15 protein-coding genes are annotated in these 15,899 nt (G+C 57.1%); 9 read left to right on the forward strand and 6 right to left on the reverse strand.

The annotated features are described in order from the left end of the window. Nucleotides 1-20: 20 nt before the first annotated feature. Nucleotides 21-317 carry a virulence factor gene (locus ACEN2J_RS05970; RefSeq protein ID WP_442104083.1) on the reverse strand — a complete coding sequence of 99 codons (297 nt, stop codon included), beginning with the start codon at nt 315-317 and terminating at the stop codon, nt 21-23. 213 nt (nt 318-530) lie between these two features. Here ACEN2J_RS05970 and ACEN2J_RS05975 point away from each other — a divergent pair, with 213 nt between their 5' ends. Together ACEN2J_RS05975 and ACEN2J_RS05980 are read left to right on the forward strand one after the other, a co-directional pair. Then, a complete protein-coding gene (locus tag ACEN2J_RS05975) occupies nt 531-1,661 on the forward strand; it encodes a Ppx/GppA phosphatase family protein (RefSeq protein WP_442104085.1) in 1,131 nt (376 codons plus the stop codon). 12 nt (nt 1,662-1,673) lie between these two features. Further along, nucleotides 1,674-2,408, forward strand: coding sequence for an RlmE family RNA methyltransferase (locus ACEN2J_RS05980; RefSeq protein ID WP_442104086.1), 735 nt, complete (start codon nt 1,674-1,676; stop codon nt 2,406-2,408). A 70-nt stretch (nt 2,409-2,478) separates the two neighbouring features. Here the strand turns inward: ACEN2J_RS05980 and ACEN2J_RS05985 are convergent, their stop codons facing one another. Then, nucleotides 2,479-3,048 carry a YcbK family protein gene (locus ACEN2J_RS05985; RefSeq protein ID WP_442104088.1) on the reverse strand — a complete coding sequence of 190 codons (570 nt, stop codon included), beginning with the start codon at nt 3,046-3,048 and terminating at the stop codon, nt 2,479-2,481. 307 nt (nt 3,049-3,355) lie between these two features. Between ACEN2J_RS05985 and ACEN2J_RS05990 the strand changes: the two genes are divergently transcribed. Genes ACEN2J_RS05990 through ACEN2J_RS06005 form a run of 4 tightly spaced genes read left to right on the forward strand, consistent with a single transcriptional unit; the run spans nt 3,356 to nt 7,603 of the window. Then, nucleotides 3,356-4,999, forward strand: a complete 1,644-nt coding sequence (locus tag ACEN2J_RS05990) for a L,D-transpeptidase family protein (protein WP_442104090.1) — start codon at nt 3,356-3,358, stop codon at nt 4,997-4,999. 46 nt (nt 5,000-5,045) lie between these two features. Further along, nucleotides 5,046-6,131, forward strand: coding sequence for a UDP-3-O-(3-hydroxymyristoyl)glucosamine N-acyltransferase (locus ACEN2J_RS05995; RefSeq protein ID WP_442104091.1), 1,086 nt, complete (start codon nt 5,046-5,048; stop codon nt 6,129-6,131). A gap of 6 nt (nt 6,132-6,137) precedes the next feature. Beyond that, entirely contained in the window at nt 6,138-6,398 is a 261-nt protein-coding gene (locus ACEN2J_RS06000) for an acyl carrier protein (protein ID WP_442104164.1), read from the forward strand. Further along, nucleotides 6,395-7,603: a beta-ketoacyl-[acyl-carrier-protein] synthase family protein gene (locus tag ACEN2J_RS06005; RefSeq protein WP_442104093.1), complete on the forward strand. Its 1,209-nt coding sequence runs from the start codon at nt 6,395-6,397 to the stop codon at nt 7,601-7,603. The genes ACEN2J_RS06000 and ACEN2J_RS06005 overlap by 4 nt, the downstream gene beginning before the upstream one ends. Nucleotides 7,604-7,789: 186 nt before the next feature. Here ACEN2J_RS06005 and ACEN2J_RS06010 read toward each other — a convergent pair whose 3' ends face one another. Next, nucleotides 7,790-8,437: an invasion associated locus B family protein gene (locus tag ACEN2J_RS06010; RefSeq protein WP_442104094.1), complete on the reverse strand. Its 648-nt coding sequence runs from the start codon at nt 8,435-8,437 to the stop codon at nt 7,790-7,792. A gap of 459 nt (nt 8,438-8,896) precedes the next feature. Between ACEN2J_RS06010 and ACEN2J_RS06015 the strand changes: the two genes are divergently transcribed. Then, complete coding sequence (locus tag ACEN2J_RS06015; RefSeq protein ID WP_442104096.1) at nt 8,897-10,453, forward strand: helicase HerA-like domain-containing protein; 1,557 nt, start codon at nt 8,897-8,899, stop codon at nt 10,451-10,453. Between the two features lie 36 nt (nt 10,454-10,489). Here the strand turns inward: ACEN2J_RS06015 and ACEN2J_RS06020 are convergent, their stop codons facing one another. Further along, nucleotides 10,490-10,768: a putative quinol monooxygenase gene (locus ACEN2J_RS06020; RefSeq protein ID WP_442104098.1), complete on the reverse strand. Its 279-nt coding sequence runs from the start codon at nt 10,766-10,768 to the stop codon at nt 10,490-10,492. Then, on the reverse strand, nt 10,759-12,315 hold the full coding sequence (gene guaA / locus ACEN2J_RS06025) for a glutamine-hydrolyzing GMP synthase (RefSeq protein ID WP_442104099.1): 1,557 nt from the start codon (nt 12,313-12,315) through the stop codon (nt 10,759-10,761). Before guaA ends, ACEN2J_RS06020 begins: the two co-directional genes overlap by 10 nt. A 270-nt stretch (nt 12,316-12,585) precedes the next feature. Between guaA and ACEN2J_RS06030 the strand changes: the two genes are divergently transcribed. After that, entirely contained in the window at nt 12,586-14,127 is a 1,542-nt protein-coding gene (locus ACEN2J_RS06030) for a trimethylamine methyltransferase family protein (protein WP_442104166.1), read from the forward strand. A 78-nt stretch (nt 14,128-14,205) separates the two neighbouring features. On the opposite strand, the gene ACEN2J_RS06035 is transcribed toward ACEN2J_RS06030, so the two are convergent. Continuing rightward, nucleotides 14,206-14,496 carry a DUF6477 family protein gene (locus ACEN2J_RS06035; protein WP_442104101.1) on the reverse strand — a complete coding sequence of 97 codons (291 nt, stop codon included), beginning with the start codon at nt 14,494-14,496 and terminating at the stop codon, nt 14,206-14,208. A gap of 218 nt (nt 14,497-14,714) precedes the next feature. Between ACEN2J_RS06035 and ACEN2J_RS06040 the strand changes: the two genes are divergently transcribed. Next, nucleotides 14,715-15,815, forward strand: coding sequence for a DUF6456 domain-containing protein (locus ACEN2J_RS06040; RefSeq protein WP_442104167.1), 1,101 nt, complete (start codon nt 14,715-14,717; stop codon nt 15,813-15,815). Nucleotides 15,816-15,899: the final 84 nt, after the last annotated feature.

A 15,899-nucleotide genomic window follows, 5' to 3' on the forward strand; every position in this document is an offset into this window, starting at 1 on the left:
AGGGTACGTTTTCCAAAGGGTTAGGCCCAGCCGGAATTGTCGATCAATTGCTTGATGCGGGCAGTATCAAACTCGGCCTCAAGCCGTGCAGCTTCGGATTTTGCAATCTCGGCCGGGTCGCCATCAAGCGGGTAGGGTGCGGCCTTGCGCCATTCGGCGAGGTAAAGATCGGCATCTTTGGCACCGATTTTCATAGCGCAACGGTCAATCGCCTGTTCGAAGCGTTCAGGCAGCTGAACTTTGGTGCCCGAGCGACCTTTGCCGACGATAACCTGCGCCGGAATATCCCGCCAATACACGATTGTAACCTCTGGCATCTTGCGATTCCCCTTTATTCTATTGGCCTGTTTTAACGCTAGATCGGCGCGGTCAAAGCCGTTTTTCGACACCAAAACTGCTATCAGCGACCTAAGGCCGGTGATAGCAGGGCGCGCTGCGGGGTGCGATAGGCGGAAAGGGTCATAATCTTCATCTTGTTTATGAAGCCTTGCGCGGTTAGCATGGGGATAACACTGTATGGAGGGCGTGACATGACGCCCGAGCGTCCCCGGGAGGAGGACGCGATCCCTGAGCTTTTTGATTCCGCTGAGGCTCGGGTCGAACCGTCTGACTCCCCCCTGCCTGGGTCGGAGCAGCTATATGCTGCGCTTGATTTGGGTACAAATAGTTGCCGGATGCTGATTGCCCGACCACGGGGTAGCCAGTTTCAGGTGATCGACAGTTTTTCCAAAACTGTTCAGCTTGGCGCGGGGCTTGAAGCCTCGGGCAGGCTTTCGCGTGCGTCGATGACGCGGACGATACAAGCGCTGCGGATTTGTCAGAAAAAGCTGGAAAAGCATCGGGTTAAGCGGATGCGCCTCGTCTCGACCGAGGCCTGTCGGCAAGCGCGAAACGGGCGCGACTTTATTCGGCAAGTGCGGCGAGAGGCCGGTTTGCAGTTGGAAATTATAGCGCCCGAAGACGAAGCTCGGCTGGCGGTTATTTCCTGCGCGCCTTTGGTAAATGTGCAGACCGAGCAGTTGCTGGTGGTCGATATTGGCGGTGGCTCAACCGAGTTGGTGTGGATCGATCTGACGGGCGTTGACCCTGCCGACCGCCCCCGCGCGATTATGCGGCTGCATGCGGGGTTTAAACCGCAAGGTCCGGGGCAGGCGCGGGTGGTCGATTGGATCTCGGTGCCTTTGGGGGTGGCGACGCTGAAAGACCAGTTCGCGGATGTTGAGGATGACGCGGCGCGCTTTGCCTTGATGAGCTGGTTTTTTGAAGAAAACCTGTCGAGCTTTTCGCCGTACAACTATGACAACGCGCGCGAAGGATTTCAGATTATCGGCACCAGCGGCACGGTGACGACGGTGGCGGCGTCCTTCTTGGGCCTGAAACGTTACGATCGGGCCAAGGTCGATGGGTTGCGCATGTCGTCGGATCAGATAGATACGGTTATCCGCGAATATTTGGCCCTTGGGCCGGAAGGGCGGCGGACAGACCCGAGAATCGGGCGTGACAGGCATAGTTTGATTATGTCGGGGGCGGCAATTTTGCAGGCTTTGATGCGGGTTTGGCCGACGGACCGCTTGTCGGTTGCGGATCGGGGCCTGCGCGAAGGCTTACTTTATGCCCAGATGAGCGCGGATGGCGTGCTGACGGATGGGCCTTATGAATGACGGTGTGAGACGATGACCGAGAAAAATACATCAGGCCGCGGCCAGCGTGATTTGCGCGTGCGCGTAAAAACGGCAAAGGGGCGCAAACTGTCGTCGACGCTTTGGCTGGAACGCCAGTTGAACGACCCTTATGTGATCCGCGCCAAGAAAGAGGGCTTTCGGGGCCGGGCGGCCTATAAGATTGCCGAGTTGGATGAAAAATACGGGTTTTTGGTGCCCGGCGCGCGCGTGGTCGACCTTGGCTGTGCGCCCGGTGGCTGGTGCCAGATCGCAGTAGAGCGGGTGAATGCGCTGGGGCAGAACCCGAAAAAGCCGGTCGGCACGGTTTTGGGCGTAGATTTGCAAGAGATCGAGCCGATTTCCGGCGCGCAGATCCACCAGCTGGATTTTTTATCTGAGGAAGCCGATGCGTTGGTCAAAGGCTGGCTGGGCGGTAATGCCGATGTCGTGATGTCGGATATGGCGGCTTCGGCCTCGGGGCATAAGGGCACAGACCACTTGCGGATTATCGGATTGGTCGAGGCGGCTTTAGCCTTTGCCTTTGACACATTGGATGAGGGCGGCACATTTGTCGCTAAGGTATTGGCCGGTGGCGCCGAACTCGGTATGCAAAACCTGTTGAAGAAGAATTTTAAAAAGGTGGCGAACGTAAAGCCGAATGCAAGCCGACAGGACAGTTCTGAGAAATTCGTCGTGGCGATGGGGTTTCGCGGGCGCGAAGCGATGGCGGCAGATAAATCTGAATGACGCCTTTTACATGGACGCAAAAGAAAAGGCACCCGAGGGTGCCTTTTTTCATATCCAGAATGGACAAAAATTATCCGCGCCAGCTGCGGACAGGGCCGCAATCCATATGGACAAAGTTTGAACGGCTATAGGTGCCCACGCCACCAGATGCACAGGCCGAGGCGGCCTTGGTCATCTGGGCAATGCTGCGCGATTTCAGGCGCAAATCAGCAGCCTGTCCGCGCATGTGCAGCGAATTTTTGGCAACGCCGCTTGATTTAGACCGCAACATTGCGTTTGTTTTCGGGCTGCGATAGCCCGAGAGCAGCATATAAGGCTCAGAGATATTCATCAGGTTGTGCGACGCGGCCATAATATCAACCGTGCGGGCATCGATGTTTGTGGATGTCCCTGTTCGCCAGTCGCGCATAAAGTGGTTCACTTCTGTCAGCGCTTCGCTGATGTAGTCGCCATCAACCCAATAGATCGTGTCTATGCTTTCGCCAGTGCGGCCCGAGTACATTTTGATGCGTCGAATATCACCTGCACCACGCAGGAACCCAAAAGCGTTACTGTAGGTTGGTGTTGCGATCAAAGCCGTTGCCGCAAAGGCACCAAGTAGCCCACGCCGTGAGATCATCGTTGATGTATCATTTGTCATTCTGAGCGCCTGTCCCGTCGCTGGTATTCTACCACTTTAAAGCGGTCTTTTTGTGCTACTTTCCCCAAGTGCCCTTGTCTTATTGCACAGGTGGAATCGCAACCCAAGTGAAGAGTCGCCACGTTTCCCAGGGTGCAGCTCAATAGGCAAAAATTTGCTTAAAACGGTTTAAGGTCGTTAAAACTGTGGCAAATAAAAGCCATACGCCCGCAATGCGACAGTTTGCGCCCTTCCCACGGGTTTGTGTGTGGACAGCTACAGTATATTGGTGAAGCTAGAATGGGTTACACTGCTGCTAGGAAATATTATGATTGATTTATGCTTGCTCCGGCCTGGATTGGGTCGCGGGGCCAAGGTGGTTTTGCTTGCGACATTGCTGTCCGGCGCGGCGGTTTTGTCGGCAGGTGCGCAGACCAAAATCTCATTTTCGGTTGCCAAAGAGCTTGGGGCCTTTCGTCAATCGGTCGCTGCGGCTGCATCAGATGACAAAGAGATTGCCGCGTTTTATCATGATTCTGGCTTTGCACCGATCTGGACGGGCGAAGGGCAAGAGGCCCGACGCTCGGCGCTGTTGACTGCGCTGGCGGGGGCTGGCGCGCATGGATTGCCGGTAAACCGCTATGATCCTGCGCGTTTGATTGCGGCCGCACGGGATGCGCGCACCGAAGGTGACCGCGGGCGGCTGGATGTGATGATGACGCGGGCGCTGTTGGATTATGCGCATGATGTGCAGACGGGCGCGTTGACACCGGGCAAGGTTATTCCGCTGATCAAGCGCGAGGTGCCGCTGCGTGACCGGCGCAAGAACCTTGAGGCATTCTTGGCGTCCGAGCCGGTGGCCTTTTTGAAATCACTGCCACCGCGCACGCCTGCCTATGCGCAGCTGATGCGGACCAAGTTTGAGCTGGAGCAACGTGTGGCTTTGGGCGGTTGGGGCGAAAAGGTCTCGGTAGGGGCGCTGAAGCCGGGGGATAGTGGCAAAGCGGTTTTGCAGTTGCGTGACCGCTTGGTCGCCTTGCACTATTTGCCGCGCAGCGTGACTGCGACCTATGATGCGTCGATCCAAAAGGCGGTGCAGGCCTTTCAGACTGATATGGGACTGGAAGCGGATGGCGTGGCCGGCGCGGGCACGATTGAGCAGATAAACATCGGCCCGCAAGAGCGGCTTGAATCCGTTGTCGTAGCGATGGAACGCGAGCGCTGGATGAATATTGAGCGTGGGCCGCGCCACATCTGGGTGAACCTGACCGATTTTACCGCCAAGATCGTCGATCATGGCCGCGTCACCTTTACCACGCGCTCGGTTATTGGGGCCAATTCCGATGATCGGCAAACGCCCGAATTTTCGGATGAGATGGAGTACATGGTGATTAACCCGTCGTGGAATGTACCACGCTCGATCACCACCAAAGAATACCTGCCGATGATGCAGCGCAATCCGAACGCGGCCAGCCATTTAAAAATTGTCGATAGCCGTGGCCGGGTTGTGCCGCGCAGTGCGATCAATTTTGCGGCCTATTCGGCGCGGAGCTTTCCGTATTCGATGCAGCAGCCGCCCTCGGACGGAAATGCCTTGGGCTTGGTGAAGTTCATTTTCCCAAACCAGTACAATATTTACCTGCACGACACACCGTCTAAATCGCTGTTCGCGCGTGAGGTTCGGGCATTTAGCCATGGGTGCATTCGGCTTAGCGACCCCTTTGATTTTGCCTATGCCTTGTTAGCGGCGCAAACAGATGATCCGGTGGGCGTGTTCAAATCGCATCTGGCAACGGGTAAGGAAAGCCGTGTTGTTCTGGATGTGCCGCTGCCGGTGCATTTGGTTTATTTCACTGCATATCCTTCAAATACAGGCCGGATTGAGTATCGCCGTGATGTTTATGGCCGAGACGCGGCGATTTTTCGCGCCTTGACCGAAGCCGGGGTAGCACTGGGGCAATATCAGGGCTAAATCCTTCGTAACGGCCTTGGGTGGCCACGCACTGAAGGAGCCGAGCATGGGCCATACTATTGCAGAGATCGCTTTGGCGCTTGGGGCCGAGGCTGTTGGTGACACATCGGTGGTGATCGAGCGTGCAGCCGAGCCTGCCTCGGCGGGGCCAAATGATTTGGCTTTGGCGATGGACCCACGCTACGGCGATGGCATTTCCAAAGGGGCCGCCGTTGCCGCGTTGCTGTGGCAGGGGGCCGATTGGCAAGCGCTGGGGCTGAAGGCTGCTATTTTTGCGCCGCGTGGGCGGTTGGCAATGGCTGGCTTGTCGCGGATGTTGGATGCGGGGCCGATGATTGCGGCCGGCGTGCATGCAATGGCGGTGGTTGATCCATCGGCGATGATCGGCGAGGGCGCCGCGATTGCGCCGTTTGTGGTGATTGGCGCAGGGGTTTGGATTGGGCCGAATGCGCGGATTGCCAGCCATGTGTCTATTGCCGAAGGGGCGCAGATCGGCGCGGATGCGTTGATCTGCCAAGGGGCGCGGATTGGCGCACGCGTGGTGATTGGCGACCGCTTTATTTGCCAGCCCGGTGCGGTGATTGGGGCCGACGGATTTTCTTTTGTGACGCCCGAAAAATCGGGGGTTGAGGAAATTCGTCAGACCCTTGGCCAGCGCGATGCAATTGCCGCACAAAGCTGGACCAGAATACATTCATTAGGTGCTGTAAGTATTGGGAATGATGTGGAAATTGGCGCGAACGTCTGTATCGATCGCGGCACCATTCGCAACACCTCTATTGGCAATGGCACCAAGTTGGATAACCTTGTGCATATTGGGCATAACGTACAGGTGGGCGATGATTGCTTGCTTTGCGGGCAGGTTGGGGTTGCGGGATCAAGCCGGATTGGCAACCGTGTCGTGCTGGCAGGGCAATGCGGGGTGAATGACAACATCTTTGTCGGCGATGATGTGATTGCGGGTGGGGCCACTAAAATTTTCACAAATGCGCCCGCAGGGCGGGTCTTGCTGGGCTATCCTGCGGTGAAAATGGAAACCCATCTGGAAATGCAAAAAGCGCTGCGTCGCTTGCCACGTTTGTTTAAGAAACTGTCACAAACGCCTGATAAAGCAGATAAAACGGAGGGCTGAGAGATGATGACCGTCGAAGATAAAGTGCGCAGTATCATTGCCGAACAAGCCGGGCTTGATCTGGCGGATGTGTCGCCAGACAGCAGTTTGGAAAGCCTCGGGGTCGATAGCCTTGGGCTGGTAGAGGCGATCTTTGCGATTGAGGAAACCTTTGATATTTCAGTGCCGTTCAATGCCAATGCGCCGCAGGACAGCGGGTTTGACCTGACCTCGGTGCGCACCATATCGGCGGCGGTACAAGGGTTGATCGACCTTCAGGCCGCATGAAACGGGTTGTCATCACGGGCGCGGGGACGGTAAACGCGCTTGCCCAAGATGTGGCGGGCACGCTTAAGGCGTTTGCGCAGGGGCGCTGCGGGATTACAGCGCTGGATATTCCCGATATTGACCGGCTGTCGATTAAGATCGGGGGCCAAGTGCACGGCTGGGACCCTGAGGCGCATTTTAACCGCCAACAGATCGTTTTGTTTGATAAATTTACCCAGTTCACACTGGTCGCCGCACGGCAGGCCGTTGCGCAATCGGGGCTGAATTTTGATGGCCGTTTGGGCAATGAGGCGGGCGTTGTGCTGGGCACGGCGGGCGGGGGCGTGAACACGTGGGATGAAAACTACCGCGCGGTGTATGAGGAACGCAAAAACCGCGTGCATCCGTTTGTGGTGCCAAAGCTGATGAACAACGCCGCCGCCAGCCATGTGTCAATGGAGTTTAACCTGCGCGGGCCCAGCTTTTCGGTGGCCACAGCTTGTGCCAGTTCTAACCACGCTATGGGGCAGGCCTTTCATATGATCCGCTCTGGCATGAGCCGCGCGATGGTGACGGGTGGGTCGGAATCCATGCTGTGTTTTGGCGGAATCAAAGCGTGGGAAGGCCTGCGCGTGATGTCAAAAGAGGCGTGCCGTCCGTTTAGCCTGACGCGCAATGGCATGGTGCAGGGCGAAGGTGCTGCGGTGTTTGTGTTTGAGGAGCTTGAGCATGCCCGAAAACGCAAAGCCGAGATTTTGGCCGAGGTGGTAGGGTTTGCCATGACCTCGGACGCGGCCGATATTGTGATGCCGTCACGCCAAGGGGCCGCGCGCGCGATTGCCGGGGCGCTGCGCGATGCCCGGCTGAACCCTGCCGATGTGGGCTATATCAACGCGCATGGCACGGGCACGGCGGCGAATGACAAAACCGAATGTGCGGCTGTGGCCGATGTGTTTGGGCCGCAGGCGGATCATGTGATGATTTCGTCTACCAAGTCGATGCATGGGCATTTGATTGGTGGGACGGGCGCGGTCGAGTTGCTGGCCTGCATCATGGCGTTGCGCGATGGCATTATTGCGCCAACGATTGGCTATGAGGAGCCGGACCCGGAATGTGCGCTGGACGTGGTGCCAAATGAGGCGCGCGAGGCACGGGTAGAGGCGGCAATCTCTAATGCTTTTGCCTTTGGCGGGTTGAATGCGGTTTTGGCATTGCGGCGGGTTTGAGTCGCCGATTTGAGTAGGCAGGCGGGGGCGTTGCCCCCCTGCGCCTGAAGGCGCATTCCCCCCAGGATATTTTTACCGAACAGAAAGTGGGCCACAGAATGGTGGGTCATAGGAAAACGGGCCCCAGATATGAAAACGCCGCGCAGATTGGGCGCGGCGTTTTGGGTATTGCGACGTCTTGATGGATTAGTTGCCGTTTGTTTTGTTCACGGCGTCATAGCCTGCGGTGAAGCCGGACAGGGATACCTTGAGCTCTACCTTTTGGTCAGGAGCTACGACGGGAACGATGCTCAAAACAGCCCCATTCCCCTTTTTAAAGCTGTCAATTTCGGCTTGGGTAAAGCCGACACGAGAGATACAGCCAATATTGGAGCACCAAGAGAACGGATATTTCCGAGCTTGGCCATTATCAACCGACATTGTGACATCTTCGGTGAGCAGCGTTTCAAGCGGGGCGATGATGGTCGCGCCAGCAGCGGCTTTTTGGCCGGCGGGCAAGCCGAAAATCGAAATCTCTGCCACGGCATTGCCTTGGTCGTCTTTCAGCAATTGATACAGCTGGCAAGGATCTGCGCCGTCTTCGGTTTTGACGCAGCGCTGTTCCCAGTCGCCAAAGGATGCGGCGGTGTAGGTCGTGCCTACGCCATTCGCTGCGCCTTCGGTTTTGCCCATCGATAGGCCATTGGCGGCAGATGTTTCAGCAGTTTCGGCTGGCGCGGTGGTTTCGGCTGGCGCCGTTGTGGTTTCTGGGGCCGTCGTTTGCGCCAACGCTGCGGTGCCAACCAGCAGGCAAAGGGTCGTCGCGAAAAGCTGTGCAGTTTTGGTGGCGTACATTCGGATCAGTCCTTCAGTGATTTGTCGTTTGTTTACCATGGCCTTTGCAAAGTGTCAGGCCGAAATGATTGGTATCGGGCGGTCACAAGGCGGATTGCCGCGCAAGATATAAGTAGAGCGGGTATGTAGGTTTAAAATAAACTAGGGCCGGCGAACCGACCCTGTTTTTTTAATTATTTTTGCTCCCTGTCGGACTGGCCGACGTCATGGGTTGGGACGCTAAGGCCAAATTTAAAGGGCGTCAACAGGGAATCGTGATGATTTTTATGTGATGTCAGAATAAAAAAACCGCGCCTTTTCAAGGGCGCGGCCAGTTCAACAGGGAGGAAGTTGCACCAAACACCTGTTTCCAAGCCTTTGGTCAGAAGGACTCTGGCATAGAAACGTTAACAATGTATTTTGGTTGCAAGAGATGACGGCTGCACGGTTTGCAGCCATAGGTTGAAGAGGGTGTTTGCGATGGCTGAAGACAGTATTTTCGTGGGAGGTGGGGGGGCTGCATATGCGGACCCGCAAGGCCTGCTGTTGGGCTATGGCAACCGCCACGGGCTGATTGCAGGGGCGACAGGCACCGGCAAAACCGTGACTTTACAGATCTTGGCCGAGGGGTTTTCAGCGGCAGGCGTGCCGGTGTTTATGTCGGATGTGAAGGGTGATCTTTCGGGGATCGCGCTACCCGGCACAGAAAGCCAAAAGCTGCATGCGGCGTTTATGAAGCGAGCCGCGACGATCGGGCTAGATTTGAAATACAGCGCGTTTCCCGTGACGTTTTGGGATCTGTATGGCAAGCAGGGCCACCCTGTGCGCACCACCGTGGCCGAGATGGGGCCGCTGCTGCTGTCGCGGTTGCTAGAGCTGACCGAGCCACAAGAAGGCGTAATGAACGTGGCGTTTCGGATTGCCGATGACGAAGGTTTGCCGATGTATGATATGAAAGATCTGCGTGCGATGCTGACGTTTATTGCCGAGAATGCGACCGATATCAGCGCCAAATACGGGCTTGTTTCGACCAGCTCGATCGGGGCCATTCAGCGGCGCTTGCTGGTGTTGGAAAATCAAGGCGGCGATAATTTGTTTGGCGAGCCTGCGCTGGATTTGGCCGATATGATGACGGTCGACAAAGACGGGCGCGGGCGGATCAATATTCTGGCCGCCGATCAGTTGATGGGCGCGCCACGGCTCTATGCGACGTTCCTGCTGTGGTTGTTATCCGAACTGTTTGAAGAGCTGCCCGAGGTGGGCAACCCCGATAAGCCGAAACTGGTGTTTTTCTTTGACGAGGCGCATTTGCTGTTTGACGGCGCGCCGAAAGCGCTGGTCGATAAGGTGGAGCAGGTCGTGCGTCTTATCCGGTCGAAAGGCGTGGGGATTTATTTTATCACGCAAAAGCCTGCCGATGTGCCGGATGATGTTTTGGCGCAATTGGGCAACCGCGTGCAACACGCGCTACGGGTGTTCACGCCGCGCGACCAGAAAGATTTGCGGCTGGCGGCGCAGACCTACCGCGAAAATCCGCGTTTTTCGACTGAGGATGCGATTAAAGAGGTCGGTACCGGTGAGGCTGTGACCTCGTTTTTGCAGGATAAAGGAATTCCGGGCGTGGTGGAACGCACGCTGGTGCGGCCGCCAAGCAGCCAGCTGGGGCCGATTGATATGGGCACGCGGGCGATGCTGATGGCAGGATCGCCGGTTGCGGGCAAATATGAGGCGGTAATTGACCGCGATTCGGCGTTTGAACGACTGAAGGTGCGGGCTGATGCGGCGGCAAAAGAGGCAGCAGATGCCGAGGCTGCCGAGGCCAAAGCCGCACAGGATGCCAAAGAAAACCAGATCGACACGCGTGAGTTTAAGTCTGCGCGGCGCTATGATGGCGGGCGGGCAGCCCCCAAGGCGCGGAAATCTTCGTCCGATAGCGTGGGTGAGGCGTTTGCAAAATCATTCGCGCGGCAGTTGGGCACGAAAAGCGGCCAAGCGATTGTGCGCGGTATTTTGGGGTCTTTGTTCAAGAGCCGTTAAGCCCATCTGCGCGCCCCTTTGGCGGGGCGCGCTAATTTAGCTGTCTACACGCCTGAAGTCACGGGCCAAATGGGCAGTTTTCTCGGCCCAGATCGTGGCCTTGCTGCGAGTTTGATGGGCGGCAAACGCCTGCGCATCGACAAACGCCTCATCAAGATGCCAAACCATAGGGTCCTCAGTTTGGGTGACGTTGAACTTCAAACACCCCACCTCGGCACGGCTAAGGCGGATGTGTTCAGGCAAGTAGGCCTGAACCATCTCTACCTCGCCCTGCGTTTGGCAGGTCAGCGTGCCGGTAAGGGTGGTTATTCCCATTCAATCGTGCCCGGCGGCTTTGATGTAATGTCATAAGTAACGCGGTTAATCCCTTGAACTTCATTGATAATCCGCGTTGCGGTTTCGCCAAGGAAGTCATGGGTGAAGGGGTAGTAATCGGCGGTCATGCCGTCAACGGATGTCACCGCGCGCAGGGCGCAGGCGAAATCATAGGTGCGTCCGTCGCCCATCACGCCCACTGTACGAACGGGAAGAATGGCGACAAAGGCTTGCCAAATCTCATCATACAGCCCGTGTTTGCGGATTTGGTCGATATAAACCGCATCGGCCTTTTTCAAAATCGCCAGCTTTTCACGGGTGATTTCGCCGGGGCAGCGAATGGCCAAACCGGGGCCGGGGAAAGGGTGGCGGCCGATGAACGACGCAGGCAGGCCAAGCTCGCGGCCCAAAGCGCGGACCTCATCCTTGAACAGCTCGCGCAAGGGTTCGACCAGTTTCAGGCCCATTTTTTCCGGCAAACCGCCCACGTTGTGGTGCGATTTGATCGTAACCGAGGGGCCGCCCGAGAAGGAGACAGATTCGATGACGTCAGGGTAAAGCGTACCTTGGGCGAGGAATTCCGCGCCCTCAATGTCATTGGCGTATTTCTGGAATACGTCGATGAACAATCCGCCGATGATCTTGCGCTTGGTTTCGGGGTCGGACACCCCGTCAAGCTTGCCAAGGAACAACTCGGATTCGTCGGCGGCGATCAGGTTAAGGTTATAGTTATCGCGGAACATCGCGACAACTTCCTCGGCCTCATTCATCCGCAGCAAACCGTGGTCAACGAACACGCAAGTGAGCTGGTCACCGATGGCTTCGTGGATCAGCAACGCGGTGACAGAACTGTCGACACCGCCGGACAAAGCGCAGATTACCTGTTTGTCGCCAACTTGTTCGCGGATCGCAGCGATGGCTTGTTCGCGGTAGGCGCCCATCGTCCAATCGCCGGTAAAGCCAGCAAGACGGATAAAGTTTTCATAGAGTTTCGCGCCGTTCGGGGTATGGTGCACCTCGGGGTGGAATTGCACGGCATAGAAATCGCGCGACACATCGGCAGTGATGGCATAAGGCGCGTTGGGCGAGGTGCCATAGACCGAAAAGCCGGGGGCCAGCTTGGAGACGTGGTCGCCGTGCGACATCCAAACCTGTTCGCGGTCATTTTCAAACCAGCCCTTAAGGATGGAAAGCTTTTCAGCCGTTGGCGTCACAAAGGCACGGCCAAATTCGGCTGTGCCGTGGCCGCGCTCTACATGGCCACCCAAGCAATGCATCATCACTTGTTGGCCGTAGCAAATGCCCAGAACCGGCACGCCAAGCGTAAAGACCGAGGCCGGCGGCATCGGCGCGCCATCGGCAAAGACCGACGCAGGGCCACCCGAGAGGATCACCGCTTTGGGCTGAAACTCGGCCAGAAACGTATTATCCACTTTGTTAAAGGGATGGATTTCGCAATAGACGTTCAATTCCCGCAGGCGGCGCGCGATAAGCTGCGTGACCTGAGAGCCGAAGTCGATGATGAGGAGGCGTTCATGATGTGTCATATGCGGGGAATAAGCAAGGATTTGCAGAATCGCAAGTGGGCAAACGCGCGGAATGTGTCTGAAATGGGGGGCTGTTTGCCCCCCACAGGCCTGATTTCATCAGACCTTCCCCCCAAAGGTATTTTTTCCAAGATGAAATGGCGCGGCGCGACACTTTGGAATGTCGGTTTTGGGCAGTAAGTGACGGAAATGAGAAGTGGGCGCGCGGCGTTTGGCGGCATAAGGGCGCGAATGGGCCGCAAGTTTGCGGATAATGCGGGAGGTTTCGCGATGAATGAAGTGGCAGGACGGCGGGCGCGCGGTGGTGGTGGATCGGCGCGGCGGGCAGAGCGGACGGCTGTTAGCTTTGACGTGGCGAAATACATTCAGCGCAACATTCCGAATTTTGAGATTCTGAATGAAGAAGCCTTGCAGATTATCGAGTACAACGCGGAAACCGTGTTGGAAGAGATCGGCGTTAATTTCGTCGACAATCCGGCGGCGCTTGACCGTTGGCGCGCGGCGGGGGCCGATGTGAAAGGCGAGCGGGTTCATATTCCGCGCGGGTTGGCGCGCCAGTTGTGCGCAACGGCCCCTAGCACATTTACCCAACATGCCCGCAATTCCGACCGCAACGTTGAAATTGGTGGACGGAATTTGGTGCTGGCACCGGTTTATGGCCCTCCTTTTGTGCGCGACCGTGAAGGCGGGCGGCGCTATGCCACGATGATGGATTTTGAGAAGTTCGTGAAGCTGGGCTATATGTCGAAATGGGTCCACCATTCTGGCGGAACGGTGTGTGAGCCGACTGATATTCCGGTGAACAAGCGGCATTTGGACATGCTGCGCGCGCATATGGTGCTGTCGGATAAGCCCTACATGGGGTCGGTCACCGAGCCTGAACGCGCAGCAGATTCGGTTGAAATGTCAAAACTGCTGTTCGGTGCGGATTTCGTTGACCAAAACGTGGTGATGACCAGCCTGATCAACATCAACAGCCCGTTGACGTTTGATTCCACCATGATGGGCGCGTTGGAAGTCTATGCCAAGGCAGGCCAAGCGGCGATTATTTCGCCGTTTATCGTGGGGGGGGCTATGGCACCGGTAACGGTTGCTGGGACCTTGACGCAAGTGTTGGCCGAGGTTTTGGCCGGTGTTGCCTATAGCCAACTCGTGCGCGCCGGTGCTCCGGTGATTTTCGGGGCGTTTGTGACCTCGATCGATATGAACTCGGGCGCGCCGACGTTTGGGACGCCAGAGGCCTCGCATATCACCTATGGCGCGGGGCAACTGGCGCGGCGGCTGAACCTGCCGTACCGGTCGGGCGGGTCATTCTGTGGATCGAAACTTCCGGATGCGCAGGCGGCGTACGAGACCGCGAACAGCCTGAATATGGCGCTGCTGTCGGGGGTGAACTTTATGTTGCACGCTTGCGGTTGGCTGGAAGGCGGCCTTGTTTCCAGCTTTGAAAAGTTTGTGATGGATGCCGATCAGCTGGGCACGCTGCACCATTTGGCCAAAGGCGTGTCAATGGATGACAACGGCCAAGCGATGGATGCGCTGCGCGAAGTCGGGCCGGGTGGGCATTTCTTGGGCTGCGAACACACGCAAAAGAACTTTAAATCGGCGTTTTGGCGGTCAGAGCTGTTTGATTATAAACCGTTTGAGACGTGGTATGAGGAAGGCGCGCGCGATACCGAAACGCTGGCGGCCAACCGTGTGGCCAAGATGATCGGCGACTATCAAGCGCCTGCCTTGGATGAGGGCATTCGGGACTCGATTGATGACTATGTTGCGCGCAAGAAAGCCTCGATGCCCGACGCATTTATTTAAGACTTGTAGAAAATGAATTAAGGCCCTTCCGTATCGGAGGGGCCTTTTTCGTTGTGGCAAGGGTGTTAAGTTCGCAAATCAGGTACCGGCCTGCGGGCGCAGCAAACGCGCCTCGGCCATCATCGCGATCAACAATTCAACATGACGAGCGATGGAATAGCCCGCATCGCCTGCACGGCGGGTTTCTTCGGCGCGCTCTTCGGCATCGAACAGGCGGGCCAATGCGGCCTCGGGGCTGGGCGGCGAGACCGCATCTATCAGGCGGCGCAGATCGCGCTCGCGACGATAGTCTTGGATGCCGTGGCGCGCGGCGCGGATCAACAGACGGGGGCGGCGCAGGTTGGCAAGAATGGTGCTGATATCTGACATTTTATCCTCCAGGTGTTTGCCGGGTGATGTTGCATCAGTGCAACCTTGCGTTGCGCGTTAATTGTTTCCAGCGAACGCTGCCTTCGCAATTGTTTATGATTTGGAAACAATTATGGCCAACAACGAATATATTAACGGACAGGTAATCAATGCTACTCAGAGTTGAAAAAGTCCAAGGCTGGACCAAAAACTCGGAGCGGGCGGTGCGGAATAATGACATGAGCTCTAACCTCGGTACAAAACTCACATTACCGGATTGGCTGCCCGATGCGGTACGTCTGTATCTTGATCACACCGAGCAAGGCGTTTCCTTGCGACAGTTGGCGCGGCGCGAGGGTTGCCATGCGTCAACGGTGATGCGCCAAGTGCGCCGTTATGAGTGCCGCCGCGATGATCCTTTGGTGGATGAGGCGCTGTCAGCGCTGGGTCGCGCACAAGAAACCAAAGACACCCACAGCCGGAAGGACGCCCAAAACATGACAGCCCCGATCAGGAAGGATAGTTTAACGATTGATGAGACCACGATGATACGCGAAGGCAGGCGCATTTTGCGGCGCTTGGCCGAGGCGGATACCGTGCTGGCAATCGCCGCAGATCTTGAAAAAGCAGCCGTGTTGCGCAGCTTTCCCGATGGGCGCACGCTGCGTTTGGCGGTGACGGATCGGGCCGTGGCGCAGGCGTTTGCGCTGCAAGACTGGATTACATGCCCGAAACCGGGGCGGGTTTCGACCTATCTGATCACGCAAGCGGGCCGTGCCGCGTTAAAGCGGATGGCGGTGCAAGAGGATGGGCATGGCATGGCCGAGGCCGCCGCCAGTTTTGGCGATCAGCACCGCACATGGGACGCGCGCGTTGTCGAAGACGAGGGCGAAGAGCGCCGCGTACGCTATAATGCGGCGGAAAGCCCAGTGCAGGTGTTGGCGCGGCGGCGTGATCGCGATGGCAAACCATTTTTGCCACCCGAACTGGTGGCCGCAGCCGAACAGTTGCGGATGGATTTTGAGCTGGCCCAGATGGGGCCACGCGTCACCCAAAACTGGGAGCGGTTCTTGACTGGCGGCGATAGGGGCAGCTTTGCCCCCGACAGCAAAAGCGGTGGAAGCGCGCGCGACCGCGTTTCAGGGGCTTTGCGCGATTTGGGTCCGGGCTTGGGCGATATGGTGCTGCGGTGCTGTTGTTTTCTGGAAGGTTTGGAGGTCGCCGAAAAGCGGATGGGCTGGTCGGCGCGGTCGGGCAAAATCGTGCTGCGGATCGCATTGCAACGACTGCGGCTGCATTATGATGCGACCTATGGCAAGCATGGGCCGATGATTGGCTGAAAAAAAGGGGTTGGGTGAAAAAGGGGGCCAGTGGGCCCCTTTTGCATGTTTCTAAGCTATGCACACAATGCAAGCGGTGTGGCC

This window comes from Pseudorhodobacter sp. W20_MBD10_FR17 (assembly GCF_052119765.1).
Taxonomy (GTDB): domain Bacteria; phylum Pseudomonadota; class Alphaproteobacteria; order Rhodobacterales; family Rhodobacteraceae; genus Pseudorhodobacter.

What these genes read in the sequence shown, in the direction of transcription:
- ACEN2J_RS05975 (WP_442104085.1), top strand. Translation starts at nt 531, where the DNA reads ATGACGCCCGAGCGTCCCCGGGAGGAGGACGCGATCCCTGAGCTTTTT.
- ACEN2J_RS06015 (WP_442104096.1), top strand. Translation starts at nt 8,897, where the DNA reads ATGGCTGAAGACAGTATTTTCGTGGGAGGTGGGGGGGCTGCATATGCG.
- ACEN2J_RS05980 (WP_442104086.1), top strand. Translation starts at nt 1,674, where the DNA reads ATGACCGAGAAAAATACATCAGGCCGCGGCCAGCGTGATTTGCGCGTG.
- ACEN2J_RS06010 (WP_442104094.1), bottom strand. Translation starts at nt 8,437, where the DNA reads ATGTACGCCACCAAAACTGCACAGCTTTTCGCGACGACCCTTTGCCTG.
- ACEN2J_RS06000 (WP_442104164.1), top strand. Translation starts at nt 6,138, where the DNA reads ATGACCGTCGAAGATAAAGTGCGCAGTATCATTGCCGAACAAGCCGGG.
- ACEN2J_RS05985 (WP_442104088.1), bottom strand. Translation starts at nt 3,048, where the DNA reads ATGACAAATGATACATCAACGATGATCTCACGGCGTGGGCTACTTGGT.
- ACEN2J_RS05970 (WP_442104083.1), bottom strand. Translation starts at nt 317, where the DNA reads ATGCCAGAGGTTACAATCGTGTATTGGCGGGATATTCCGGCGCAGGTT.
- guaA (WP_442104099.1), bottom strand. Translation starts at nt 12,315, where the DNA reads ATGACACATCATGAACGCCTCCTCATCATCGACTTCGGCTCTCAGGTC.
- ACEN2J_RS05990 (WP_442104090.1), top strand. Translation starts at nt 3,356, where the DNA reads ATGATTGATTTATGCTTGCTCCGGCCTGGATTGGGTCGCGGGGCCAAG.
- ACEN2J_RS06020 (WP_442104098.1), bottom strand. Translation starts at nt 10,768, where the DNA reads ATGGGAATAACCACCCTTACCGGCACGCTGACCTGCCAAACGCAGGGC.
- ACEN2J_RS06005 (WP_442104093.1), top strand. Translation starts at nt 6,395, where the DNA reads ATGAAACGGGTTGTCATCACGGGCGCGGGGACGGTAAACGCGCTTGCC.
- ACEN2J_RS06030 (WP_442104166.1), top strand. Translation starts at nt 12,586, where the DNA reads ATGAATGAAGTGGCAGGACGGCGGGCGCGCGGTGGTGGTGGATCGGCG.
- ACEN2J_RS06040 (WP_442104167.1), top strand. Translation starts at nt 14,715, where the DNA reads ATGAGCTCTAACCTCGGTACAAAACTCACATTACCGGATTGGCTGCCC.
- ACEN2J_RS05995 (WP_442104091.1), top strand. Translation starts at nt 5,046, where the DNA reads ATGGGCCATACTATTGCAGAGATCGCTTTGGCGCTTGGGGCCGAGGCT.
- ACEN2J_RS06035 (WP_442104101.1), bottom strand. Translation starts at nt 14,496, where the DNA reads ATGTCAGATATCAGCACCATTCTTGCCAACCTGCGCCGCCCCCGTCTG.